The sequence below is a fragment of the Streptomyces sp. DSM 116795 genome (genome assembly GCF_055792905.1).
On sequence record NZ_CM147707.1, the window covers coordinates 3,946,428 to 3,969,743 of the forward strand.

Annotated in this window: 22 protein-coding genes and 1 riboswitch; of the genes, 13 read left to right on the forward strand and 9 right to left on the reverse strand. The window is 68.4% G+C overall.

Features of this window, described 5'->3' with window-relative positions; genetic code table 11:
• Positions 1 to 17 precede the first annotated feature (17 nt).
• From ACSMXX_RS17065 to ACSMXX_RS17080, 4 genes are all read left to right on the forward strand, one after another.
• Positions 18 to 776 carry a MerR family transcriptional regulator gene (locus ACSMXX_RS17065; RefSeq protein ID WP_473179558.1) on the forward strand — a complete coding sequence of 253 codons (759 nt, stop codon included), beginning with the start codon at positions 18 to 20 and terminating at the stop codon, positions 774 to 776.
• A gap of 453 nt (positions 777 to 1,229) precedes the next feature.
• Complete coding sequence (locus ACSMXX_RS17070; protein WP_473179559.1) at positions 1,230 to 2,696, forward strand: aldehyde dehydrogenase family protein; 1,467 nt, start codon at positions 1,230 to 1,232, stop codon at positions 2,694 to 2,696.
• 75 nt (positions 2,697 to 2,771) lie between these two features.
• Positions 2,772 to 4,364, forward strand: a complete 1,593-nt coding sequence (locus tag ACSMXX_RS17075; RefSeq protein ID WP_473184820.1) for a GMC family oxidoreductase — start codon at positions 2,772 to 2,774, stop codon at positions 4,362 to 4,364.
• 155 nt (positions 4,365 to 4,519) lie between these two features.
• On the forward strand, positions 4,520 to 5,917 hold the full coding sequence (locus ACSMXX_RS17080; protein WP_473184821.1) for an APC family permease: 1,398 nt from the start codon (positions 4,520 to 4,522) through the stop codon (positions 5,915 to 5,917).
• Between the two features lie 86 nt (positions 5,918 to 6,003).
• Here ACSMXX_RS17080 and ACSMXX_RS17085 read toward each other — a convergent pair whose 3' ends face one another.
• Positions 6,004 to 6,855: an SDR family NAD(P)-dependent oxidoreductase gene (locus tag ACSMXX_RS17085; RefSeq protein WP_473179560.1), complete on the reverse strand. Its 852-nt coding sequence runs from the start codon at positions 6,853 to 6,855 to the stop codon at positions 6,004 to 6,006.
• Between the two features lie 185 nt (positions 6,856 to 7,040).
• Here ACSMXX_RS17085 and ACSMXX_RS17090 point away from each other — a divergent pair, with 185 nt between their 5' ends.
• A complete protein-coding gene (locus tag ACSMXX_RS17090; RefSeq protein ID WP_473179561.1) occupies positions 7,041 to 7,952 on the forward strand; it encodes a D-alanyl-D-alanine carboxypeptidase family protein in 912 nt (303 codons plus the stop codon).
• Between the two features lie 594 nt (positions 7,953 to 8,546).
• Here ACSMXX_RS17090 and ACSMXX_RS17095 read toward each other — a convergent pair.
• Together ACSMXX_RS17095 and ACSMXX_RS17100 are read right to left on the reverse strand one after the other, a co-directional pair.
• Positions 8,547 to 9,872, reverse strand: coding sequence for a PP2C family protein-serine/threonine phosphatase (locus tag ACSMXX_RS17095; protein ID WP_473179562.1), 1,326 nt, complete (start codon positions 9,870 to 9,872; stop codon positions 8,547 to 8,549).
• Positions 9,873 to 10,081: 209 nt separating this feature from the next.
• Positions 10,082 to 11,008, reverse strand: coding sequence for a Rieske (2Fe-2S) protein (locus ACSMXX_RS17100; RefSeq protein ID WP_473179563.1), 927 nt, complete (start codon positions 11,006 to 11,008; stop codon positions 10,082 to 10,084).
• Positions 11,009 to 11,266: 258 nt separating this feature from the next.
• Between ACSMXX_RS17100 and ACSMXX_RS17105 the strand changes: the two genes are divergently transcribed.
• The 4 genes from ACSMXX_RS17105 to ACSMXX_RS17120 all read left to right on the forward strand — a co-directional run bounded on the left by ACSMXX_RS17105 (position 11,267) and on the right by ACSMXX_RS17120 (position 16,737).
• Positions 11,267 to 12,454, forward strand: a complete 1,188-nt coding sequence (locus ACSMXX_RS17105; protein ID WP_473179564.1) for a PP2C family protein-serine/threonine phosphatase — start codon at positions 11,267 to 11,269, stop codon at positions 12,452 to 12,454.
• Between the two features lie 260 nt (positions 12,455 to 12,714).
• Positions 12,715 to 12,879: riboswitch (cyclic di-AMP (ydaO/yuaA leader) on the forward strand.
• Between the two features lie 419 nt (positions 12,880 to 13,298).
• Positions 13,299 to 14,267: a M23 family metallopeptidase gene (locus ACSMXX_RS17110; RefSeq protein WP_473184822.1), complete on the forward strand. Its 969-nt coding sequence runs from the start codon at positions 13,299 to 13,301 to the stop codon at positions 14,265 to 14,267.
• A gap of 506 nt (positions 14,268 to 14,773) precedes the next feature.
• Complete coding sequence (locus tag ACSMXX_RS17115) at positions 14,774 to 15,805, forward strand: aldo/keto reductase (RefSeq protein WP_473179565.1); 1,032 nt, start codon at positions 14,774 to 14,776, stop codon at positions 15,803 to 15,805.
• Between the two features lie 368 nt (positions 15,806 to 16,173).
• Positions 16,174 to 16,737: a dihydrofolate reductase family protein gene (locus ACSMXX_RS17120; RefSeq protein ID WP_473179566.1), complete on the forward strand. Its 564-nt coding sequence runs from the start codon at positions 16,174 to 16,176 to the stop codon at positions 16,735 to 16,737.
• A 115-nt stretch (positions 16,738 to 16,852) separates the two neighbouring features.
• Here ACSMXX_RS17120 and ACSMXX_RS17125 read toward each other — a convergent pair whose 3' ends face one another.
• The 5 genes from ACSMXX_RS17125 to ACSMXX_RS17145 form a co-directional block, all read right to left on the reverse strand.
• Entirely contained in the window at positions 16,853 to 17,554 is a 702-nt protein-coding gene (locus ACSMXX_RS17125) for a bleomycin resistance protein (RefSeq protein ID WP_473179567.1), read from the reverse strand.
• A 68-nt stretch (positions 17,555 to 17,622) separates the two neighbouring features.
• Positions 17,623 to 18,045, reverse strand: a complete 423-nt coding sequence (locus ACSMXX_RS17130) for a PPOX class F420-dependent oxidoreductase (RefSeq protein ID WP_473179568.1) — start codon at positions 18,043 to 18,045, stop codon at positions 17,623 to 17,625.
• A 33-nt stretch (positions 18,046 to 18,078) separates the two neighbouring features.
• On the reverse strand, positions 18,079 to 18,291 hold the full coding sequence (locus tag ACSMXX_RS17135) for a DUF397 domain-containing protein (RefSeq protein WP_473179569.1): 213 nt from the start codon (positions 18,289 to 18,291) through the stop codon (positions 18,079 to 18,081).
• 23 nt (positions 18,292 to 18,314) lie between these two features.
• Entirely contained in the window at positions 18,315 to 18,527 is a 213-nt protein-coding gene (locus ACSMXX_RS17140) for a DUF397 domain-containing protein (RefSeq protein WP_473179570.1), read from the reverse strand.
• Positions 18,511 to 19,359 (reverse strand): helix-turn-helix domain-containing protein, encoded by an 849-nt coding sequence (locus tag ACSMXX_RS17145; RefSeq protein ID WP_473179571.1) that lies wholly within the window; start codon positions 19,357 to 19,359, stop codon positions 18,511 to 18,513. Before ACSMXX_RS17145 ends, ACSMXX_RS17140 begins: the two co-directional genes overlap by 17 nt.
• A 115-nt stretch (positions 19,360 to 19,474) precedes the next feature.
• Here ACSMXX_RS17145 and ACSMXX_RS17150 point away from each other — a divergent pair, with 115 nt between their 5' ends.
• Genes ACSMXX_RS17150 through ACSMXX_RS17160 form a run of 3 tightly spaced genes read left to right on the forward strand, consistent with a single transcriptional unit; the run spans position 19,475 to position 20,616 of the window.
• Positions 19,475 to 19,735 (forward strand): hypothetical protein, encoded by a 261-nt coding sequence (locus tag ACSMXX_RS17150; protein WP_473179572.1) that lies wholly within the window; start codon positions 19,475 to 19,477, stop codon positions 19,733 to 19,735.
• Positions 19,722 to 20,165, forward strand: a complete 444-nt coding sequence (locus tag ACSMXX_RS17155; protein WP_473179573.1) for an ATP-binding protein — start codon at positions 19,722 to 19,724, stop codon at positions 20,163 to 20,165. Before ACSMXX_RS17150 ends, ACSMXX_RS17155 begins: the two co-directional genes overlap by 14 nt.
• 37 nt (positions 20,166 to 20,202) lie before the next feature.
• Positions 20,203 to 20,616, forward strand: coding sequence for a (deoxy)nucleoside triphosphate pyrophosphohydrolase (locus ACSMXX_RS17160; protein WP_473179574.1), 414 nt, complete (start codon positions 20,203 to 20,205; stop codon positions 20,614 to 20,616).
• Positions 20,617 to 20,691: 75 nt separating this feature from the next.
• On the opposite strand, the gene ACSMXX_RS17165 is transcribed toward ACSMXX_RS17160, so the two are convergent.
• Entirely contained in the window at positions 20,692 to 22,188 is a 1,497-nt protein-coding gene (locus ACSMXX_RS17165; protein ID WP_473179575.1) for a PIN-like domain-containing protein, read from the reverse strand.
• A gap of 190 nt (positions 22,189 to 22,378) precedes the next feature.
• On the opposite strand from ACSMXX_RS17165, the gene ACSMXX_RS17170 reads away from it, so the two are divergent.
• Positions 22,379 to 23,248, forward strand: a complete 870-nt coding sequence (locus ACSMXX_RS17170; RefSeq protein ID WP_473179576.1) for a YDG/SRA domain-containing protein — start codon at positions 22,379 to 22,381, stop codon at positions 23,246 to 23,248.
• Positions 23,249 to 23,316 lie beyond the last annotated feature (68 nt).

The window sequence follows — 23,316 nt, forward strand, 5'->3', positions numbered from 1 at the left end:
AGAGAGAGGAGCGGGAGATGAGCTACTCGGTGGGACAGGTCGCCGGGTTCGCCGGGATCACCGTGCGCACCTTGCACCACTACGACGGCATCGGACTGCTGGTTCCCAGCGAGCGCAGCCACGCGGGCCACCGCCTGTACGGCGACGCCGACCTGGACCGGCTCCAGCAGATCCTGTTCTACCGGGAGCTCGGCTTCTCGCTCGAAGAGGTGGCGGCCCTTCTCGACGATCCGGACGTGGATCCGCGGGAACATCTGCGGCAGCAGCACGAGCTGCTGCGTTCGCGCATCGAGAAGCTGCAGAAGATGGCCGCCGCCGTCGAACACGCGATGGAGGCAAGGAAGATGGGCATCAATCTCACGCCGGAGGAGAAGTTCGAGGTCTTCGGCGACAACGACCCCGACCAGTACGCGGAGGAAACCCAGCAGCGCTGGGGTGACACCGACGCCTACCGCGAGTCGCAGCGCAGAACGGCCTCCTACACCAAGGAGGACTGGCTGCGGATCAAGGAGGAGGGCGAGGAGTGGGGGAGGCGCTTCGTCGCGCAGATGGAGAGCGGCGAAGGCCCGGAGTCCGAGGCGGCGATGGACCTGGCCGACGATCACCGGCAGCAGATCTGCCGCAACTTCTACGAGTGCTCGTACGAGCTCCACACCTGCCTCGGCGAGATGTACGTCGCCGACGAGCGCTTCACCGCATACTACGAAGCGATCAAGCCGGGGATGGCCGAGTACCTGCGGGACGCGATCCTCGCGAACGCGGTCCGCCGCGCTTGACGCGCTCTCCCCATCGTCTCCGGCGTTCCGCGTACGGACGGAGCCGGGGCCGGACGGGGCCCGTCCGGGCACGGGTCCAGCACCGGGGAGCCGCCGGCCGGCGCCGTACGGGGGACGGCGCCGGCCGGCGTCCGCCGGGCCCGGCCCGGCGGACCGGGAGCCCCGCCGGGACCGCCACATCGGCGGCCCCGGCGGGGCTCCCGCACAAGGGCACCCGCCGGGGCCGGCGTACTCGCAGGCGGGTCGTGGAACCCCGCCCTTGCCGGGCCCGGCAAGGGCGCCCCAACTCCGGTGGGCCGCTCGCCCGTTCTTAGACCACGTGGGTCAACATCCCCTCCCCGACGCCCCACGCTCGGTGCGCCCCGTAGGAGCGCGCCCCGCCCCGCACGATGTTGGAGCCGTCATGCCGAGAACGGGGGCGGCGAACACCACGGGCGAGTGAGGGGCTTCGCGATGGCCGAGCTGTATATCGACGGTGAGTGGACCGCAAGCGTCTCCGGTGGATCGCGCGACGTGATCAACCCGTTCGACGCCTCGGTCATCACCACCGTCGACGAGGCGGACGAGACGGACGTCGACATCGCGGTACGGGCCGCCAAGCGGGCCTTCGAACGCGCCGACTGGGCATGGGCGCCCGCCCGCCGCCGCGGCGACGTCCTCTACCGCGTACACGAACTGCTCCTGCGCGACAAGGAGCAACTGGCCCGCATGGAAACCCTGGACACCGGAAAGACGCTCGCCGAATCACGCCTCGACATCGAGGACATCTCGGGTGCCTTCCGCTACTTCTCCGAGATCGTGGGGAAGGAGGCCGGGCGGGTCGTCGACGTCGGTCCGGACGTGCTGAGCAGGGTCGTGCACCAGCCCGTCGGCGTGTGCGCGCTGATCGCGCCGTGGAACTACCCGCTGCTCCAGGCCTCGTGGAAGGTCGCGCCCGCCCTCGCCGCGGGAAACACCTTCGTACTCAAGCCGAGCGAGACCACCCCGCTGACGACGATCGCCCTGATGGGACTGCTGGAGGAGGCCGGTACCCCGTCGGGCGTCGCCAATCTCGTGCTGGGCGCGGGCGGATCGGTGGGCGCGGCGATGACCACGCACCCGGAGGTCGACATGGTCTCCTTCACCGGTGGCCTGGCGACCGGGCGGAAGATCATGGAGGGCGCCGCGTCCGGCGTGAAGAACATCGCCCTCGAACTGGGCGGCAAGAACCCCAACATCGTGTTCGACGACGCCGACTTCGACGCCGCGCTCGACTACGCCCTGGACGCGGCCTTCCTCCACTCCGGGCAGGTCTGCTCGGCAGGCTCCCGCCTCATCGTCCAGTACGGAGTCCACGACCGCTTCGTGACCGAACTCGCCTCCAGGGCCCAGGCGATCCGCCTCGGCGACGGACTCGAACCGCTCACCGAATCCGGCCCCCTCAGCTCCGCGGAGCACCGCGCGAAGGTGGAGGACTACCTGGAGATCGCGCGCATGGACGGGGCGCGCCTCGTCACGGGCGGCCGGCGGCCGGACGATCCCGAACTCGCCCGCGGATTCTTCCTGTTGCCCACCGTCTACGCGGACTGCAAGGCGACGATGCGCATCGTGCAGGAAGAGGTCTTCGGGCCTGTAGTGACCGTGGAGCGCTTCTACACCGAGGACGAGGCGCTGGATCTTGCCAACGACACCCGGTATGGGCTGGCGGGCGGCGTGTGGACCAACGACGCGGGCCGCGCCCAGCGGGTGGCGAACCGGCTGCGCCACGGCACGGTCTGGATCAACGACTTCCATCCGTACGTGCCGCAGGCCGAGTGGGGCGGCTTCGGCAGATCCGGCATCGGACGCGAACTCGGGCCGACGGGGCTGCGCGAATACCAGGAGGCCAAGCACATCTACCACAACCTCTCGCCCGCACCGTCCGGTTGGTTCAAGGGCTGACGTGCCGGCTGACGTGCCGGCTGACGTACCGGCTGACGACAGGCTGCGACAGGACGGAGGGCGGACAGGGTGGACATGAGCGGATACGGCAAGGACGAGGGCGCCTTCGACTACGTCATCGTCGGCGGAGGCACCGCCGGCTGCGTGCTCGCCGCGCGGCTGAGCGAGGACCCGGAGTGCCGGGTGTGTGTGATCGAGGGCGGCCCCAGCGATGTCGGCGACGACAGCGTGCTGAAGCTGCGGAACTGGATCAATCTCCTCGACACCGGCTACGACTACCGCTATCCCACCGTCGAACAGCCCCGCGGCAACTCCCACATCATGCATTCGCGGGCACGTGTGCTCGGCGGCTGCTCGTCCCACAACACCCTCATCAGCTTCCTGCCGTTCCCGCAGGACCTGGAGGAGTGGGTGCGCTCCGGCGCGGAGGGCTGGGACGCCGGGACGCTCCTTCCGTACCGGCACCGGCTGCGGAACACGATCCGGCCCGTCGCCGAGAAGGACCGCAACCCCATCGCGCACGACTTCGTCGGCGCCGCGGTCGACGCCCTCGACGTCCCCGTCGTCGACGACTTCAACGCGCAGCCCTTCGCCGACGGCGCGGGCTTCTTCTCCCTCGCCTACGACCCCGCCACCGGACACCGGTCCTCGGCGTCCGTCGCCTATCTGCACCCCGTCATGGACCGGCCCAACCTGACGCTGAAGCTGGAGACCCGTGCGTACCGGCTGCTGCGGGACGGTGCGGGCCGCCTCACGCGCGTGCGGCTGAAGTACGCCGACGGCGCCGCCGGCACCGTACGGGCCGAGCGCGAACTGCTGCTGTGCGCGGGGGCGGTGGACACTCCGCGGCTGCTGATGCTCTCCGGCATCGGGCCCGCGGCGGACCTGCGCGAGCTGGGCATCGAGGTGCTCGCGGATCTTCGCGGAGTGGGGGAGAACCTGCTGGACCACCCGGAGTCGGTGATCGTCTGGGAGACCGCCGGACCCCTGCCGCCGAACTCGGCGATGGACTCCGACGCCGGTCTCTTCGTACGGCGCGACAGCCGCGAGCCCGGCCCCGACCTGATGTTCCACTTCTACCAGGTGCCGTTCACCGTCAACACCGAACGCCTGGGCCTCCCTTCGCCGCCGTACGGGGTGTGCATGACGCCCAATGTGCCCAAGTCCCGTTCACGCGGCCGGATCTGGCTGCGCAGCGCCGACCCGGACGAGAAACCCGCCCTGGACTTCCGCTACTTCACCGACCCCGACGGCTACGACGAGCGCACCGTCGTCGACGGCCTGCGCATCGCCCGCGAGGTGGCCGCCACGGGGCCGCTGCGCGACTGGCTGCTTCGGGAGTGCGCCCCGGGCCTCGACGTGAGCTCCGACGAGGCTCTGTCCGAGTACGGGCGGCGCGCCGCGCACACCGTCTACCACCCGGCGGGCACCTGCCGGATGGGCCGCGCCTCCGACGACGGTGCCGTCGTCGACCCGTTGCTGCGGCTGCGCGGCGAGGAGGGCGTGCGGGTGGTCGACGCGTCGGTGTTTCCGAGCCTGCCGACCGTCAACCCCATGGTCACCGTGCTGCTCGTCGCCGAACGTGCCGCGGATCTGATCACCGGCCGTGCGGGACCTGGGCCGGCAGCGACATCTGCACGCGACGTGCTGGGAGAGGAGCAGCGATGACGGACGCCGAAGGCCCCGCCGCGGCGGGCGGATCCGGGGGAGACCGCGGCGGCGGCCCGACGGGGCACGGCGGCGGCCCGTCGGGGCACGGCGGCGACTCCGCCGGGCGGCCGGGCGGCGAATCCGCCGGGCACGGCTCGGAGTTCCGCAAGGAGATGGGCCCGTGGGCGAACTTCGCGCTCGGCTTCACCTACCTCTCCCCCGTGGTGAGCACCTACACCCTCTTCGCGACGGCGCTGGCCACCGGCGGCCCTCCGATGATCTGGGCGTTCTTGCTCGCCGGAGCGGGGCAGTTCCTCGTGGCGCTCGTCTTCGGCGAGATCGTCGCGCAGTACCCCATCGCCGGCGGCGTCTACCCGTGGGCGCGGCGGCTGTGGGGCATCCGCTGGGCGTGGATGACCGGCTGGGTCTACATGTGGGCGCTGCTGGTGACGATCACCGCAGTCGCGTACGGCGCCGGCCCGTACATCGCGATCCTCTTCGGGTTCGAACCGTCCGTGCACACGACCGTGTTGTGCACCGTGGGCCTCATCCTCATCGCCGCGCTCATCAACTACGCGGGTACGAAGGCGCTTTCGAAGGCGGCGGTCATCGGATTCACCGCGGAGCTCGTCGGCGCACTCGTCGTCGGCGTCTGGCTGCTGACCACCCACCGCTTCCACGGGCTCGGCGTCATCTTCGACAACTTCGATACGGGGGGCGGCGGTTCGTACGTCCCGGTCTTCCTCGCCGCGGCCATCATCGGCTTCTACCAGTACTACGGCTTCGAGGCGTGCGGCGACCTCGCCGAGGAGGTCGCCCGTCCGGGCATCGTCATCCCCAAGGCGATGCGCCGCACCGTGTACGTGGGCGGCGCGGCGGCGACGTTCACCTGCCTGTCGCTGCTGCTGGCCGTCTCCGACTACCAGGCCGTGATCGACGGCAAGGACACCGACCCTGTGGTGCGGGTGCTCTTCGACGCGCTGGGCGAGTTCGGGGCGCGCATGGTGATGGGGGTCGTGCTGATCTCGTTCCTGTCCTGCACGGTGAGTCTCCAGGCCGCCGCTGGGCGCCTCATCTACTCCTACGCCCGGGACAAGATGGTCGTCGGGCACCAGCTGCTGCGTTCGTTCTCGTACGCGCGTGCCGTGCCGCACAACGCGCTGCTGGTGGCCGCCGTCATTCCCACCGTGATCGCCTTCGGGTCGCTGATCTCGGAGGACGCCCTCACCAAGATCGTCTCGTTCGCGATCCTCGGCATCTACGGCTCGTTCCAGATGGTCGTCCTCGCCGCCCTGCGCGCGCGGCTGAAGGGCTGGCGGGCCACGGGTGACTTCCAGCTGGGCCGCTGGGGTCTGCTCATCAACGCCGCCGCCCTCGCCTACGGCATCTTCGCGATCATCAACATCTCGTGGGCGCGCAACCCGGACCAGAGCTGGTACGAAAACTGGATCGTGCTGCTGTGCGGCGGCGTGGTCGTCGGCACGGGGCTGCTCTACATGTTCACCACGCACCACTACGGGCGCGGCGACGCCCCCGCCGGGGATGCGATTCCGAAGCGCTCCAAGGTGTGAACCCGGCGGAGATGACGGCACGGCCTGCGCTCGGCTCCCGCCCAGGATGCTCCGGTTCAGGGCGCTCCCACTCGGGGTGCTCCCGCTCAGGGCGCCAGCCGTGCCGTCATCTCCGCCAGCCGCGCACGCGCCCGCGGGTCGTAGGCCTGCGCCTGCGCCTCGGCCTCGGCGAAGCGGTTGAAGTACCGTCCGGTGACGTCCTTCAGCTCCGGGTCGTCGATGAGCCGGCGCACCGTCCGCACGCCGTTCTCCACCTCTGACAGCGGCGGGATCGAGAGCTCGCGGACCATGCCGGTGTCCATCAGCGCGGCAGGATGCAGGGCGTTGACGGTGACCAGGTCGGGTTTCACTTCGGCGGCGAGATCGAACGTCCCCATGATCAGCGCGAGCTTGCTCCGGCAGTACGCGAGAAGCCCCTCGTAGTGCCGCTCCATCATGAGGTCGTCGAAGTCCAGCGGCTCCTGCCCCGCGGAGGCGACGTCGACGACGCGCGCCGGCGCCGAATTCTCCAGCAGCGGCAGCAGCCCGCGGGTCAGCACGAGAGGCGCCAGGTAGTTCACGGCGAAGCGCAACTCCAGCCCCTGTGCGCTGACTTGGCGCCGTGAGCGGTCCGGGCCGCCGCCCACCGCAGCGTTGTTGACGAGCACGTCCAGCCGGCCACCGCCCTCCGTGAGCGTGCGGGCCAGACCGCGCACCTGCTCCAGATCGGCGAGGTCCGCCGCGTGGCCCCGTACGTCCGCTCCCGGTACGGCCGTGCGCAGGGCTTCGACTGCCTGCTCCACTCGTGTACGGTCCCGTCCGTGCAGCAGCAACGTGGCGCCGTCCGCCGCAAGTTCACGGGCGAGGCGGTTGCCCATTCCCCGGGTGCTGCCGGTGACCAGGATCGTTCTGCCCCGCAGGGGTCGCTGATCCGTCGGCGGATTCGTCTGCGGACTCATCTGCTTCCTCCTTCGCACCGGCCGGCTGATCCGCGGACGCGGGTGAACTGACGTACGGGACGATTCCGTGCAACCAAACGGGGCGTTGCGCTGTCCTTCGGGCAACGGACTTTTTTCACGGGGCGGCCGCCCGTACGCACACGGGCTCCGGCCGGCCCCGTCACGGACGATGGAGCTGCGAGTTGATGCGTGTATCCAAGAGGGCCCGCCGGATCGGTGTCGCGGCGGTGGCGGCCGGAGCCGTTCTGGCCGCGGGACCCTTCGTCTACCCGGCGCAGGCGGCCGGCCCGTCCGGCGTCAAGGCCAAGGGCGCCTTCCTGCTGGACGCCTCGTCCGGTGAGGAGATGTGGGGCAAGAGCTCCGACACCAAGCGGCAGATGGCCAGCACCACGAAGGTGATGGCGGCGGCGGTCGTGGTGAGCTCCGGCGTCGACCTCGACCGCAGGGTCACCGTCAAGAAGGCGTACCGCGACTATGTCGCCAAGTGGGGCGGCAGCACGGCCGACTTGAGGACGGGCGACAAGCTGACCCTGCGGCAGCTCCTCTACGGGATGCTGCTCCCCTCCGGCTGCGACGCGGCGTACGCGCTGGCCGACGCCATCGGGAAGGGCAGCTCCACGACCGCCCGCGCCAACTCCTTCATCGGGAAGATGAACGCCAAGGCCCGCCAACTCGGCATGACCAAGACCGAGTTCGACTCCTTCGACGGCATCTCGAAGAAGGGCCGCAACCACTCCACCGCGCGGGACATGGCCAAGCTCGGCAAGTACGCGCTGGGCAGCAAGAACATCCGCACGGTCGCGAAGTCGACGTCGACGAAGCAGAAGGCGACCAACGGCCGTACGTACACCTGGTACAACACCAACCAGCTGCTCGGCTCGTACAAGGGCGTCATCGGCATCAAGACCGGCACAGGCACCAAGGCCGGACCGTGCCTCGTCTTCGCCGCGGAGCGCAACGGCCGTTCGGTCGTCGGCGTGATCCTCAACAGCAGCAAGCGTTACCCGGACGCCAAGAAGATGCTGGACTGGTCGCTGCAGCAGAAGACGCCGAAGCTCGACCTCCGCTCGCTGCCGGAGGGCGCGGAGCGCGACTGACGCGGAAGCGCCTGCCGCGCGCGGCGCACGTACCGCCGCCCGGGTGCGGCCGTCCGGCGACGGCCGCACCCGGGCGGCGGCGTGCCTGGCCGGAGTCATGCGTGCCTCCGCGGGCGCGGGTTCCGTCCCGCAGCCGGGCACCCGGCTCGGCGCCCAGCGTGCGAGCGGTCGTCCCGCGAGGCCAGCCGCGAGGGAGCGGCGACGCGGATTTCCGGCCGGACTCGACGCGGCCGGGCCGCCTTCACGTGCCCGAAGGCAGACCGGCACCTGGCGTTCGCGCTCCTGGCCTCCGGGCACCTGGCGTTCGGGCAGCCGGTGTTCGCGCACCAGGCGTGCGGGCCGGCGGCGTCGGGGCACCGGGCGTTCGCGCGCCGGACGTTCGGGCACCGGGCCTCCGGGCACCTGGCGTTCGCGCGCCCGGGGTTCGCGCGTCGGGCGTTTGGGCACCTGCCGTCCGCGTGCCCGGCGTCCGCGTGCCGGGCCGCGGAGTCCGGGTGGCCCGTGCGCGCCCGCGTGACGGAGCGCCGCGGCGCGGCGCGGCCCCCCGGCCGTGACGGCCGGCTGCGCGCCGACTCCCCGGCGGTGCCCGGTGGTTCAGCGTGCCGCGGTCGCATACGGCGCCAAGTCCTGCTGCAGGACGACGATCACCAGGTCGTCGTTGATCGTCCCCGCCCACCGCGTGACGTCGGTGTTGATGAAGGAGACGACGTCCGCCGGTTCGACGACACGGGCGGCTTCGGCCTCGTGGCCCGTGGGCTCACCGGCCACGTCGCCGAACCGGTCCGCGAGCCGCTGCCCCAGCGGGTAGAAGGCGCCGTCACGGTTGCGCGCCTCGGTGACCCCGTCGGAGTAGGCGACCAGCGCCTCGCCCTCGGCCAGCTCGTAGCTCTTCTCCCCCGTGGATTCCCCCGTCGGATCCCCCGGCGCCGTCACCGGCGCGAGGTCCCCGAAGCCGAGCGGCAGCGCGGGCTCCGGATCCAGCGCGCAGACGCCCTGCGGCCCGCAGATACGGAACATCGGCGGATGCCCCCGGTTCAGCACCCGTACCAGCCCGCCCCCCAGCGGGAACTCGAGCAGCACCGCCGTCGCGAACAGCTCCTGCGACCAGCTCTTCGGCATCCCCAGCGCGGGCGCGGCCTGCGAGACCCCCGCCTCCATGTCCTCCCGGTCCATGGCCATCGCCGCCTCGATGCGGGCGGCCACCTCCGACAGCGTCGCGCACTGCCCGGCCGCCTCACGGAAGGCCGAGGTGATCGTCGCGACGCCCTCGGTCGCGCCGATCCCCTTTCCCCGTACGTCACCGATCACCGCCCGCACGCCGTACGGAGTGCGCCTGACGCTGTAGAGATCGCCGCCGATCAGGGCCGCCTCGTCGGCGGCGCGGTAGAGGCCCGCCAGACGCACCGGGCCCACCCGGTCCGGCAGCGGCCGCAGCAGCGCCCGCTGCGTCGCCTCCGCGACCGCGTTCACCTGGACCAGCTGGAGCGTCGTTCGTTCGAGGATCATGGCCAGCAGCGCCGAAAAGCCTGTGACCAGCACAAGGGTGACGATCGGACCGGTGACGTTGTCGGGATACACGTCCTCCAGGGCCACGTGGAGGCCCACCACCAGGGCGATCGAGAGTGTGCCGATCACGACGGTCACGAGCGGCCGCGTCAGCAGCGCGGCGAGCACGACGGCAGCGGTCAGGAAGGAGGCGAACGAGTAGCGGGTGGGGGTCGTGAGCTCCAGTACGAGCGCCAGCACGATGAGCCCCGGCGGCAGGACCTTCACCCAGTTCGGCAGCCAGGCTGTGCGCTGTACCCGGTTCACGGGGGTGCTGAGCACATTGTTCGCGCGGCGCGCTCCTCCGGGGGCGCGAATGTCCGCCGGAGCGCCCTTGCTGCGGCCGCCCGTGCCTCCCGTGTACCGCGTGCTCACGTGCGTCCGTTCCCTTCCACGGGGCGCGCCGGACGGCTCCTGCTCCGGCTTCTCCTCAGTCTCCGCCACGGACGCCGATCCGGCTCGGCGTCCAAGGTTCATGCGGGCGGGCTCGCGCTCTGCGCCCCGGCCCCGGCGCCCTGGCTCGGGGGCCCGGCTCCGGCGCCCTGGCCCGGGGGCCCGGCTCCCGCGGCCTGCCACCCGCCGGATCAGGCGAGGCGGGCCTCCACCTGTCCCTCCGTCTGCCGCGTCTCGAACACGGGCTGTGGGGAAGTCGCCGGTCCGCCCACGTTCCAGCCGTCCGAGAGCCGGAAGACGCTGCCGTGCCAGGGGCAGCGGACGCACCCGTCGCTGATCTCGCCCTGCGACAGCGGCCCCGCCATGTGGCTGCACCGGTCCGCCAGTACGTGCACGGCGCCGCCGCTCTCCCGTACGACGAGCACCGGCGTCTCACCCACGGTCCGCCGCACCGCCTTGCCGACGGGCAGGTCCGCGGCCGCGCCCAGGGCGTGCCACCCCGGCTCCGTACGTACGGGGATGTCCTCCGCATGGTTGACGGCCGCGGCCTGCCGGTACGCGAGGTGGCCGCCGAGCGCGCCGCCGACGCCGACCGCCGCGAGCCCGGCGAACCCGAGCGCGCGCCCGCGCACGGACCGGCCGCGCAGCCGCGCCCCCAGCGAGGCCGTGTAGAAGGCGATGGCGGTGGAGTTCGCGAGCGCGTGCACGAGCCCGACGCGCATCTGCGGTTTGCGCAGCTCCGCCCAGTCGATCCACCCCGTAACGGCGGCGGGCACGGCGGCTCCGAGGCCCGTGGCGATCAGCAGCGCGGGCGCGTAGTGCCGCCGCTTGCCCGGGATGAGATCCAGCACGGCCGCGGACAGCCACGTGCCGATCGGGATCTGGACCAGGGCCGGATGCACGGGGTGGCCGAGCCAGTGCCCGTGCAGCACGTCGCGGTCCTCGTCGCTGAGCGGCAGTGCGTGGACGGCCCGCTGGATCCCCTGGAGCGGGGGATCGAGGCGCGTGTCCTGCTCGGTCCTCTCGATGGCCGTCAGCAGCCGCCCCTGGCGCTCGGGGTCGGGCAGCACCGCGCGCAGGGCGCCGGCGCAGGCAAGAAGCTTCTGTGAATAGGACATACCGCCCGGTTCCCCTGTGCCGTCGGAGCAAACGACGCCAGTCGGGAGGTGCCCCCGGCCCGCGGGCCGGGCTTTGCCGCTCCCGGGCTTTGCCGCTCCCGGGCTTTGCCGGTCCGGGGCTTTGCCGGTCCGGGGCTTTGCCGGTCCGGGGCTTTGCCGGTCCGGGGCTTTGCCGGTCCGGGGCTTTGCCGGTCCGGGGCTTTGCCGGTCCGGCCGTCCCGGCTGGCTGCCTCGGAGCGCACCGGTCACATTGAGAGGGTGAAGGAGAGGGCGAAGGAACCGCCGGCGGACCGGAAGCCGGCGCCCAGGAGAGAGCCGTACGCGGACAGGTGGGGCAGCCGGATCACGCGCGAGGGCGGTTTCGCCGCCCCGGCGGGCGTGCGCCGCGTCGTGGTCCCGCTCCCCTTCGTGCTGATTCTGGTCGCCGTCGGGCTGGACCTGGCCACCGCCCCCACGCTCACCGGCTCCGCCCTCTTCTGTGCGGCCCCTCTCGTCGCTGCTCCCTTCTTCTCGACCGGCGGCACCGCCCTGGTCGGCATGCTCGCGGTCGCGGGCATCGCATTCATGCGCGTACTCGATGAGATGACCAACGGCCTGATGGACATCTCCGAGGCCGCTTCCACGGCCGTCGTGAGTCTTCTCGCCGTCCTCATCAACCGCTTCCTGCGCCGCAGCGGTGCCGCTCTCTCCTCCGCCCGGACGATCGCCGAGGCCGCCCAGTTCGCGGTGCTGCCGGTGCCCCCCTCCCGGCTCGACGGCTTCCAAGTCGCGGCGCGCTACCGGGCTGCGCAGCTCGACGCGCACATCGGCGGAGACCTGTATGCCGTGCAGGAGACGCGGTACGGCGTACGGCTCCTCGTCGGGGACGTACGCGGCAAGGGCATGGGCGCGGTCGAGGCGGTGGTCCTGCTGATCGGGGCCTTCCGGGAGGCCGCCGAGCAGGAGTCCACGCTCGAAGCGGTCACCGAACGCCTGGAGCGGGCCCTGCGCCGGGAGGGCCCGCGTCGTCTCGGCACCGAGTTCTACGAGGGCTTCACGACGGCCGCCATCGCCGAGATCCCGGCGGCGAATCCGGAGCGGCTGCGCATCGTCAACCGCGGTCACCCGCCGCCGCTGCTGGTCTCCGAAGGCCGGTGCCGCTTCCTCGACCCCGCCGTGGCGGCCCTGCCCCTCGGGCAGCCGGAGCTGGGCCGGTGGCCGGACCGCGCCGAGGAGGTCCCCTTCCCGTACGGGAGCCAGCTCCTCCTCTACACGGACGGTCTGTCCGAGGCCCGGGACAGCGACGGCGCATTCTTCGAGCCGGACAAGGCGCTGGCGGGCCGCTCCTTCGAGGACCCCGAGGCGCTGCTCGACGCCGTCCTGGTGGACGTACACACGCATACGGGCGGCGGGACGGCGGACGACATGGCGTTGCTGGCCCTGCAACGGAGAACCCCGGCGGACTGACGGCCCTTCACGTCGGATCCATGGGATTCACCGGTCACCCACAGCGATCCCCCGCACCATGCAGAGTGACCGGGTGTCCCAATTGACCCTGACTGTCCCGGAAGATGGAGCTCACGCAGCTACAAATCTCGCCGGAACCGCTTGGAATCCCGACCGCCGCTCTATTAACGTTCCATAACGCAGCGCGGTCGTCACTGCCGTCACGAGAGACGGCTCCGTGCGCCGTCGCCGAATCCTGAAAGTGCACCACCCCGAGCCACAACTCGATATCGCTGCACCAAGGGAACCGGGGAACCACCCCCTGCCGGCCAGTCCGGTGGGGATGGGGTGAATCGGACAAGTTCCGCCCACGGGCGGGCAGTTCGTAGGAGACCTTCCTGCTCCGAACCCGTCAGCTAACCCGGTAGGCGAGAAGGAAGGAAAGGAGAACGCCCCCGTGGCGTCCAACAGGCATGCCCCCGAGGGCACGTACGACCCGTACCTCGACGACGAAGAGTCCGGCAGATACGGCGACTACGGCTCCTACGGCAACGACGGCGCGCAACAGCAGTTCGGCCACTTCGGCTCGTACGGGTCGTACGAGCAGGCCGGCCAGTACGGCGGTTTCGACGGGTACGGCTCGCAGCTGACCGGGTCGTACGGCACGGACGGCACGTACGGCTTCGGAACCGACGGGGCTTATGCGACGCAGGAGTTCGAGGCACCTGGCTTCGAGGCACCTGGCTACGAGACGCCCGCCTACGAAGCATCCCGCTACGAAGCGTCCCCCTACGACTCGGCCGGCTACGAGCCATCCGGCTACGAGTCCCCGGAGTTCGGCACCTACGAGTTCGGCGACGGCGAAGTGCCGCCCGTCCCCGGCTCCTTCGTCCCCCTCCCCGGCGACCCTCCCTTCGAGGAGTGGAACCCGACCGAGGAGTCCGTGCGCCCCGTACGCGGGCGTCACAAGCTCGCCAAGCAGCGCGGCGGCAGCATGGCCCGCAGCGGCGCCGTCCTCGGCGTCGGCATGATCGCGGCCGTCGGCGCGGGCGGCATGGCCACCGCGCAGGAGAAGCCGTCGGCCTCCATCTCCATGCCGGACGTGGCCGCCGCGGCCGACAAGGCCAAGGACCTGCCCGGCGTCAAGCTTCTCTCCGGCGGCTCCGAGGACACCGTCGCCGGTCAGCCCCTCACGCAGGCGGCCCTGACCGAGAGCGACACCCAGGCCGGCCGTACGGACGCGGGCGAGGCGCTCCGTTCCCGCATCCTCGAACAGGCACAGCAGCAGCAGTCGCAGGCCGAGGCCTCCGCACGCAACGCCGCCATCGACAAGGCAGCGGGAGCGGCGAAGGCGAAGGCCGCCAAGGCGCAGAACAAGGCCGAGGCCGCGGAGCGCCAGAAGGCCGAGGAAGCGCGCCTGGCCAAGCTCGCCAAGAGCTTCAAGCTTCCGGTCTCGGGCTACCAACTCACCTCCGGCTTCGGGGAGTCCGGCGGCCTGTGGTCCAACGGCCACACGGGCACGGACTTCGCCGCCTCCTCCGGCACGCCCATCAAGGCGATCGGCTCCGGCACGGTCAAGGAGGCCGGCTGGGCGGGATCGTACGGATACCGCACGATCCTGCAGCTGAACGACGGTACCGAACTCTGGTTCGCTCACCAGTCGTCCATGAACGTCTCGGCGGGCCAGAAGGTCCGTACGGGCGAGACCATCGGCCGCGTCGGCTCCACCGGGAACGTCACAGGTGCCCACCTGCACCTGGAGGTCCACCCGGGCGGCGGCGGCCCCGCGATCGACCCGCTGGCATGGCTGCGCGGCAAGGGCCTCACTCCCTGACGACGCCGCTGCAGGAAGGGCGGCCGTCCGCCGGCCGCCCCTCGCGCACCACGCCACCCCTTCACCCTCCCCGACAACACCGCTTCGGCGGCGCGGAGTTGAAGCCTCCGCCAGAGCACCTCCACAAGTACGAGTACAAGTACATGTGCCTGTAGCCGCAGTTCCGTACAGGGCTGTGCTCGTACCCACAGCGGCACATCCGCCTCTCCCCGGGCGCACCGCTGTTCTCCCAACATCTGCACAGGCGCACGACTGCCCGACGCGATGACCTATCGCGCCGCCGCCGCCTCGCACCGTCGAGGTGCGTTGGACCACGCACAACTCGCCCACGCCCCTCGGCGCATACAAGGAGGGGACGAGGCGGCGGCGGACGGGGGCCCCTCTCCTTCACGAGTACGGCCCTGCCCTCCCATGCTCCGGCGGCCCTGGTGGACCACCCCCCGACACCAGGGCCGTCGGTCTTTGTTCCGAGCCGGTGCCCGGCACGGGACGCTACGGTCGGTGCCATGTCCGATCCCAATTCCCCTGACGCGACTGCCTCGACGGCCGCGAAGTCCTCGACGCCTTCGACAGCCCCGGCGACCGGCGGGCCCGCCTCGCGCCGCCCCCTCGGCCGGCTCTCCGTGTCGCCACTCTGCCTCGGCGGCAACGTCTTCGGCTGGACGGCCGGCGAATCCGTCTCCTTCGAAGTCCTCGACGCCTACACCGCGGCGGGCGGCAACTTCATCGACACCGCCGACGCCTACTCGGGCGCCCGCCACGGCGTCGAAGGCGGCATGGACTCCGAGGTGGTCATCGGCAACTGGATGGCGGCGCGCGGCAATCGGGACGACCTCGTCATCGCGACGAAGGCCGGCGCACACCCCGACCGCAAGGGTCTCTCCGCCGCCAACATCAGGGCCGCCGCCGACGATTCGCTGCGCCGCCTGCGCACCGACCGCATCGACCTCTACTACACGCACTTCGACGACGAGTCCGTGGAGGTCTCCGAGATCATCACCGCGCTCGACGAGCTCGTACGGGCCGGAAAGGTCCGCGAGATCGGCGCGTCCAACATCTCACCGGAACGGCTCGAAGCCTCCCTCGCCTTCAGCGCGGGCGCCGGCGCCGGCACCGCTTCGTACGCCGCGCTCCAGCCGCACTACAACCTCGTCTCGCGCGACACCTACGAAGGTCCCCTCGCTCAGGTCGCCGATCGGCACGGGCTCGCGGTCATGCCGTACTTCGCGCTGGCCATGGGCTTCCTCACCGGCAAGTACCGTCAGGACCGTACCGCGGAGAGCCCCCGCGCCGAGCGGGCGTCCAAGTACCTGGAGACGGAACGCGGCCGCCGCGTGCTCGCCGCCCTCGACCAGATCTCCGGCACCCGAGGCGCCGCCCCGGCGACCATCGCCCTCGCCTGGCTGCTGACCCGCCCCACGGTCACCTCGCCGATCGCGAGCGCCCGCTCGCTGGATCAGCTCACGCCGCTACTGGCCCTCGCCGACGTCCAGTTGACGGCGGAGGAGGCGAAACTTCTGACGGACGCGTCGGCGTGAGGACGCCCTGGCGTGGCCGCCAAGCCGGTGATCGACCTGAAGACGGAGCTGCTCCAACGCGCCGTCGACCACGAGCGTGCCACCCGCGGCCTGCCCCTCGTGCCGGTCTGGGAGGAGTGAGCGCGGCGGGTCTGCCCGCACACGAGGGGCGGCCCGCCGGCCGGCGTTCAGGGGCTGGTGTCCCAACGCGGGCCGGTGGTCGCGTCCCACGGCCAGACGTACTGCCGTGTGGGCTCGGCCGTCATGCCGAAGTCGTTGAGCTCCGGGCTTTCCGCCGCGACGCCGGCGCACACCGGGCCGACCAGTCGGGATGATCACGTGGACAATCGGAGCCAGGGTCGCGACGCATCGACCGGCAAGGAGGAGACATGGGCAAGGTGGCTTGGGGGTTCACGTGCTCGATCGACGGCTTCATCGCCGGGCCGGGGCACGACATGAGCTGGATGTCCACAGCGGAACCGCTGGCCGAGGGCACCACGGAGAGGATGGCGGGCGATGTCGCGGTAATCATCTCCGGCCGGGCCGGCTACGACGCGGCGAAGGCCCAGCAGGACGAGCGGGACGAGACGACCTCACAGGCCTACGGCGGCGCGTGGTCGGGGACCGAGTTCATTTTGACTCACCGCCCAGCGGAGCTCGCCGATGATTCTGCTGTCGTCCCGTTGAATTGTGACGTGGTGGAGGCGATTCGTCGCGCTCAGGAGATCGCCGGCGACAGGGACGTGCAGATCATCAGTGCCGACATCGCCCGGCAGGCACTCGAGCACGACCTCGTTGACGAGTTGCAGGTCTTCGTCGCCCCGGTGTTTCTCGGCGACGGTGTCCGCATCTTCGACGTTCCCGGTGGGCGCCGGATCGACTGGGAGCTGGTCGAGATCTATGAGGACAGCCCGCGCAGCTTCGGACGGATCTACCGCCCGAGAGGACGCTAGTGCTCTGACCGGGATGGTTGCCGGGCCGGCGTCGATTCCGGTGACGACGGCACGCGATCGCGCAGTGCGGCGGACAGCAGGCCTGAACCGTCACATGACCCGGCCGGGACAGAGACTAGCCCCGAAGCTCCGCGAGCCGCGCCAGGTCGTCGCGGACCGACTCCTGTTCGTCGTACGGGAGTTGGACCGCGGCGGCTTCTTCCAGCAGACGCACCGACGTGGCGTCGTCGCCGAGCCGCCCCGCGACGTCCGCTCGCAGCACCAGCAGCCGCAGAAGCTGGACGGGCGTGGGCCGTTCGTCCTCCAGCCGCAGCACCCTGTCGATTATCTTCGCCGCGCCCAGCGGATCCTCTCGCGAGTCCGCGAAGAGCGCCGCGTTGTGCAGAGCGCGCGCGAAGGTCTCCTTGGGTGCCGGCCGGTGGTGCTGGTCCTCGCTCGTCTTCTTCCCGATGCGGATGCAGTTGCCGCCCGGGTCCGACATGAGGAACTGCCGCACGCCGTACGACATGTCCCGCAACGGCCCTATGCGCGGCAGCCCGCGGGTCGGGATCCGCCCGTACGCGGCCTTGAGCCCGGCGCGGAACTCCTCGTGCAGCGTGTCCACTTCGTCGGTGAGTACGTAGCAGGTGCTGAACGACTCGGTGGGCTCGTACTTCTTCATGCCGAAGAACTGGAGCTCGATGCCGTCTCGCTCCACGACCGCGAAGGGATTCGGGCTCTTCTGCTGGAAGGTCACCTCGAACCCGAGGGCGGTGTAGAAGTCCAGGACGGGCTGAATGGTCTGGCAGGGCAGGATCGGGATCACTTTCGCGCTCATACCCAGCACTCTAGTCAAAGTTGAATAGCAGGCCCAGGCCGTTTCCCGGAGTCACTCCGAATCGGTACTCAGCGCTGCGGCTGCCCGTACGCGTGCTGGACGCCGAGCCGTACGACCAGGCGCCGGTCGGCGACCATCGCCGCCCTGTACTCGTCCCAGTCGGGATGCTCGCCCTGGATCGCACGGAAGACGTCGATCAGCTCCTCGACCGTCTCGTCCTGCGGGTCGGCGGCGACCGGCGTCAGCTCAGCGTCGCCCTCGGCGACGGTCCAGGCCCAGCCGTCCTCGCTCCGTACGTGGAAGCTGGCGCGCGGATCGTGCAGCAGATTGCGCGTCTTGGCGCGGTCGGCGGTGACGGAGATCCGGATGAGCCGACGGGCCGAGTCGTAGGTGTAGTTGACGTTCGACAACTGCGGCCGCCCGTCCCGCTTCAGCGTCACCAGCACGCCCAACTTGTGCTCCGCGAGCAGCGCGAGCAGTTCTTCGTCCACGAGTCCTCGGCCTGTCCCTTCCGTACGTACGTCTCAGATACGCCCGCTCTTCACTGCACGGACGAAGGCATCCCACCCGCCGGCGGGGAAGACCACTACGGCCTGGTCACCGCCGGCCCGCTTGCTGTCCCGCACTGGTGCGAGGCCGGGCAGACCGGCGGCGACCTCGACGCAGTCGCCGCCGCTCCCGTTGCTGTAGCTGCTCTTGTGCCAAGTCGCACCGCTCGAGTCAACGCGGGTGGTCATTCCGTTTCCCCTATGTCGCAGTCTCAGACGTGGCGGTTCTTCGTCCCGGTCAGGAAGGCGTCCCAGCTTTCAGCTGGGAAAACGAGCACCGGGCCATCGGCTTCGGCCCGCTTGCTGTCCCGCACGGGCGCGAGGCCGGGCAGCCCGGAGGCGACCTCGACGCAATTGCCGCCATCCCCGTTGCTGTAAGTGCTCTTGTGCCACTCGGCACCGCTCAGATCAACGCGAGTCGTCATTTCTGTAGTCCTCTGCAGCAGACTCGATCATCGTGAGGGACGCCCTGGGCGGTGATGCGGCGGCCCTCAGCAGATCGTACGACTTGGTGTACTTCTTCACGAGCGCCAAGTCATCGATCGGTTGCCCGCTGTGCAGCGACTCCGTATAGGCCATCGGCGGAGCATCATCGAAGGTCGTCAACATGACCGATCCGACCATGAACGGGTGCGCACCGGCATTCAGCGGCAGCACCTGCGTAATGATCCGCCCGCGACGGGCCATCGCGGCGATGTGCTCCAACTGCTCGGCCATGGCGTCCGATCCCATGATCGGCTGCCGTAGTAGCAACTCGTGCAGAATCACCCAGTATTCGGGCGTCCTCGGGTCGTCGAAGACGGCGGCGCGCTCCAGCCGCGCGCTCACCTTCTTGTCGACGTCCTCGCCCAGGTCGAGCGGGTACTGCGCCCGTACGACGGCACGCGCGTACGCATCGGTCTGCAGCAGCCCGGGAATCAGAGTCGGCGCCCATTCCTCGATCGCACGGGCCCGCTTCTCCTGCTCGACCACGTCGGCGAAGTACGCGGCGTGACCGTTCTGCCGTGCTTTTCGCGCATCGTCACAACGGCGCTCGAAGAAGCCGTCGGTATCGAGCAGTTGATCGGCGTGACGGGCGAAATCGAGGGGCATCCGACGCTCACCCATCTCGATCTGGCTCAGAAACGCGACGCTGTAGAAGCAGCCCTCCGCCAACTCCTGCAACGTGAGCCCGGCGTTCTCCCGCTTCCAGCGCAACTCGGCCCCGTAGAACGCGGGCACACTCGCCGCCGCGTCAACGTCCTTACGTGGTGGCATGGTTCATGACCTCCGGATTCAGCACGGTTCACCGCAGAACCTGAACCCCTGTCACGCTACGCGTCTTGGCTCCACGCTGTGAGCGATACGTCACACAGAGCACGGAAGGCGTGACATGCAGACACCGGAGCAGGCCCCCGACGCCAGCCCTCCACAGATCCGCGAGGCCATCCATGAGTGCGCCGACGAGCTACGAGCGGTCCTCGCCCAACACGGCATCAAACTCCCCTCCCTGGGCGTCGACTTGACCACGTACGCGAGCGAAGCCCCGTACCCGCTCGTCTCGCTGGGCAACTGCCGCCTCGACACGGCACGCAGGCTCGTCGCCGTACTCCAGGAAGCCCGGCTGACGGGACCCACCGATGCCCGGCAGTGAACCCAGGCCCGCCACCGGTGAGTTGGAGCGAACGCACCTGACCCGGCGCTGCTGCGTCACCCTCACGATCCCACTCCTCGCGGAACCCGAGGCCCTCTCGCCCGTACGCCGCCGAATCGGCGCCTACTTCGAGCTCTGGGACCTCCCCGAACTCACCGACACGGCCCAGCTCTGCGTCAGCGAACTCCTCACAAACGCCATCACTCACCTCGGCCCCGGCACCCCGCTCACCCTCCACGCCACCATGTCGGGCCCCAACCCCCGCCTCTCCCTCACGGACCCGGCCCCGCACTCACTCCCGACCCTCCAACACCCGGACGCCGCCACGGAGTCAGGCCGCGGGCTCGCCCTCCTGGATGCCTTGACGCTCCGCTGGGGGGTGGACCGGGGGACGCACAGCAAGACGATCTGGTGCGAGCTATCGCCGTAGGCCAGCAACCCACAGCCTTGTGGCATAGGTTCCGCTCATGTCGGACGTGACGAAGACACCGCGCGTGGTGGTCGGCGGCGCCGTGTGCGACCAGGGCAAGCTCCTCGCCGCAAGGCGTACAGCTCCGCCAACTCTCGCTGGGCGCTGGGAACTGCCAGGCGGCAAGGTTGAACCTGGCGAGTCTGCGGAGCAAGCCCTCGTACGCGAGCTCCGAGAGGAACTGGGCATCGAGGTCGAGCCACTTGACCGCGTGCCGGGTGAATGGCCCCTGCAGCCCGGCCTCGTCTTGCACGTCTGGCGAGCCCGGCTACTGAAGGGGGAGCCTCAACCACTCCAGGACCACGACGAAGTGCGCTGGCTGGCTCCGGGCGAGATCGACGACGTTGACTGGCTGGATCAGGACCGCCCTGCGGTCGTCATCATGGCCAATTCAATGAAGCGAGCAAGTTAGGTGACGCTTCAATCCGCGAGCCAAGATGCTCTAGTGTCGCACGCCCCGCCTACTTGCCTGCTGATCGCTCGACCTTCACCTATGCTTGGATTCGGGAAGTTGTCGGTGAATCAAATTTCTTAGCCGCTTGGTCTTGAGTTCAATCACCATGATTTGTTGGCGAGTGTCCTGAAGTCGATCGAATGCTGGATTGGGTTGCTGTTCGTCGTCCTCTCCGGTGCTGAGCACAGAGAGCAAGTATTCTTCAGATTGTTTTGCTTCTTCATGCTCTCTTGTGAGTGCCTCAAGTTCCGACTCCAGAGTTGAGAGACTATACCGGTCATTGCCTGATGACTCGTCGACCAGGTCGACGTCACGCAACTCATCCAACCTGCCTTGCGTGGATGCAACTTCGCGAACTCTGGTCCAGTCATTCTGCCTCATCGTCACGACAGTCGTATTTCCCTTGGTCACCGCAGGGCTTGACGTAAACGAATCCAGCAAATAGGAAGCGAGTCTCTCCTGCCTCTCCGCGTCGGACATCTCTTTCTCTGTCCGACGATCTGACGGGTCGCCCGAGTATCGCCCCAAATCAGCCAGCGTGGATCGCCGCTGTTGCAAATTGGCGTCAAGGGAACTCAGTATCTCGTCGTACGCCGTTCTAGACATGCGAACCTCGACATCATCAGAAGAGCCGAAGTCTTGTTTGATGTTCTCTGCTTGCGCGACAGTAGAGGCGCTGACGGAGACACCCAGTTCCTCCCTAGCGATATTCAGGAAAAACCCCAACTGTGCAATCAGAAAGTCAACTCCGCAGCGCTCCTGCATCTCTGCCACAAGTTCAGGGCGAGCCCCAACGAACAATCCTGCTTCTTTGCGGATCCAATCTTCTTTGGCATCATTCGTTACAAATAGAACTGCAGATTTCTTCCCTTCGGCCTCCCGCAAGATCTGCTCCCAGACGAAAAAATCACCGTGCGCGTTCTCCTTCTTTCCGGCGTCGCGGTATCCCGGGGGTATTTTGGCCGAGGCTCGCCTCTGGTAATCCGATATGAGCGACTCATACTCCTCTGCGGTGAATGAATCCCCTATTTTTCCGTCAAGGAGTTGCGCAAGGGAAGCAAGTACTGGGTCATCAGAAATTACCCCCTCAAGGCTTAGGTCGAATGATTGCCCGCGTTTGGTGATCTCTGAGGATACCTGCGTATAGGCAGATTCGATGGGGTCAATGAGCTCTTTCCTCTCTTCTGACGTCATTGAGCAGTTCTTGGCGAATTCGTGCAACTGTTGCAGGGTCTTGTTCTTTTGCTTCTCAAGATCTTCTGGGAGAGTCGAATAGAGGTTAAGGTGGGTGTTCACGACATTTATTCTCTCTGCAAAATACTCCTGAGCTACTTGGTGGGCAACCCACAGTCGGTCCTCAAGTCGAAAAAGAACATCTAGTAGTTCGTTTCTCGCGTCGGGGGTAAAGCGGTAGAGATTGAGAAGTACATTTGTATCTACTGCCACGAGGTAGTTTTTTACGGCCGCCTTGTAGTCACTTGTGGGTCGACGCCATAGACCGTTAAAGGCCGTCAAGAATGTTGAGACCATAGGCTTTCCCTAGCTATAGTTGCCGGCGACAAGGGGAAATGCTCTCGCTGTGACTCCGTGCGCGTCAAGGGTGGCCAAGTGTCAGAATGCCTCTTCTGGGACAAGAGCTGCCTTTAGGGCAACTAGTGCGTATGCGGCGAAACTTACTTTCGCTTGGATCTAGAGGCCATTCACCTGTCAGAATGCTTCGATGATTGGTGAACTGCCCCATGTTCCGGTAGGTACGTTCTTTCCGAACCGACGTGCAGCTCATGACGCCGGTGTACACCGGCCACTGCAGGCTGGCATCTGTGGCACTAGGCAGACCGGCGCGGAGTCCATCGTCGTCTCGGGTGGCTACACGGATGACGAGGACTACGGCGACGTCATCATCTATACAGGGCATGGTGGACGTGACGCCGAGTCGAAGAAGCAAATTGCAGATCAGGACATCACTGATAGCGGAAACGCTGCACTGATTACAAGCTATCTTGAGGGACTCCCTGTGCGAGTCCTGCGGGGTGCAACGTCAGGATCGCCCCATGCACCGAGTGAAGGCTACCGGTATGACGGACTGTTTTCCGTCACACGGTTTGGAAGTGTGAGAGGGAACGAGGGGTTCCAAATTTGGCAGTTTCGTCTCGAAGCAATTAATCCCACTTCCTCTAGTGAGAGGGTGCACGATAAAGCAGTGGGGACAACAACGGGAATGGATGATTCTCGCAAGATTGTCACCACACAGAGGGTAGTGCGAAACACTGGTGCAGCGAGGCAGGTAAAAGAATGGCATCTTGACTGTTGTCAAATTTGTGAGACTCGGCTGGTAGTCCCTGGTGGTTCGTACAGCGAGGGGACCCACATCCAAGCGCTAGGTGCGCCTCATAACGGCGAAGATGTCGTTGGCAACATCTTGTGCCTGTGTCCTAACTGTCATGTGCTATTCGATTCGGGTGCTCTGGTAATTCGTGACGATTTGGTCGTTATGGCTGGGAGTACCGAAGTCGGTCCGTTGCGCCAACATGAGCGTCATCGCATCGGACTCGAATTCGTCCGAAGCCACCGGAGTCGTTGGCGTGGGTGACTTCGGAGGAGGGCGAGCCGATAGTCGCTGGGCCGAGATCCAGCGGATTGGAATCGATGGGCGAAGAT

What these genes read in the sequence shown, in the direction of transcription:
- ACSMXX_RS17165 (WP_473179575.1), bottom strand. Translation starts at nt 22,188, where the DNA reads ATGGTCTCAACATTCTTGACGGCCTTTAACGGTCTATGGCGTCGACCC.
- ACSMXX_RS17115 (WP_473179565.1), top strand. Translation starts at nt 14,774, where the DNA reads ATGTCCGATCCCAATTCCCCTGACGCGACTGCCTCGACGGCCGCGAAG.
- ACSMXX_RS17090 (WP_473179561.1), top strand. Translation starts at nt 7,041, where the DNA reads ATGCGTGTATCCAAGAGGGCCCGCCGGATCGGTGTCGCGGCGGTGGCG.
- ACSMXX_RS17145 (WP_473179571.1), bottom strand. Translation starts at nt 19,359, where the DNA reads ATGCCACCACGTAAGGACGTTGACGCGGCGGCGAGTGTGCCCGCGTTC.
- ACSMXX_RS17170 (WP_473179576.1), top strand. Translation starts at nt 22,379, where the DNA reads ATGATTGGTGAACTGCCCCATGTTCCGGTAGGTACGTTCTTTCCGAAC.
- ACSMXX_RS17075 (WP_473184820.1), top strand. Translation starts at nt 2,772, where the DNA reads ATGAGCGGATACGGCAAGGACGAGGGCGCCTTCGACTACGTCATCGTC.
- ACSMXX_RS17080 (WP_473184821.1), top strand. Translation starts at nt 4,520, where the DNA reads ATGGGCCCGTGGGCGAACTTCGCGCTCGGCTTCACCTACCTCTCCCCC.
- ACSMXX_RS17120 (WP_473179566.1), top strand. Translation starts at nt 16,174, where the DNA reads ATGGGCAAGGTGGCTTGGGGGTTCACGTGCTCGATCGACGGCTTCATC.
- ACSMXX_RS17150 (WP_473179572.1), top strand. Translation starts at nt 19,475, where the DNA reads ATGCAGACACCGGAGCAGGCCCCCGACGCCAGCCCTCCACAGATCCGC.
- ACSMXX_RS17065 (WP_473179558.1), top strand. Translation starts at nt 18, where the DNA reads ATGAGCTACTCGGTGGGACAGGTCGCCGGGTTCGCCGGGATCACCGTG.
- ACSMXX_RS17070 (WP_473179559.1), top strand. Translation starts at nt 1,230, where the DNA reads ATGGCCGAGCTGTATATCGACGGTGAGTGGACCGCAAGCGTCTCCGGT.
- ACSMXX_RS17155 (WP_473179573.1), top strand. Translation starts at nt 19,722, where the DNA reads ATGCCCGGCAGTGAACCCAGGCCCGCCACCGGTGAGTTGGAGCGAACG.
- ACSMXX_RS17135 (WP_473179569.1), bottom strand. Translation starts at nt 18,291, where the DNA reads ATGACCACCCGCGTTGACTCGAGCGGTGCGACTTGGCACAAGAGCAGC.
- ACSMXX_RS17160 (WP_473179574.1), top strand. Translation starts at nt 20,203, where the DNA reads ATGTCGGACGTGACGAAGACACCGCGCGTGGTGGTCGGCGGCGCCGTG.
- ACSMXX_RS17100 (WP_473179563.1), bottom strand. Translation starts at nt 11,008, where the DNA reads ATGTCCTATTCACAGAAGCTTCTTGCCTGCGCCGGCGCCCTGCGCGCG.
- ACSMXX_RS17140 (WP_473179570.1), bottom strand. Translation starts at nt 18,527, where the DNA reads ATGACGACTCGCGTTGATCTGAGCGGTGCCGAGTGGCACAAGAGCACT.
- ACSMXX_RS17125 (WP_473179567.1), bottom strand. Translation starts at nt 17,554, where the DNA reads ATGAGCGCGAAAGTGATCCCGATCCTGCCCTGCCAGACCATTCAGCCC.
- ACSMXX_RS17085 (WP_473179560.1), bottom strand. Translation starts at nt 6,855, where the DNA reads ATGAGTCCGCAGACGAATCCGCCGACGGATCAGCGACCCCTGCGGGGC.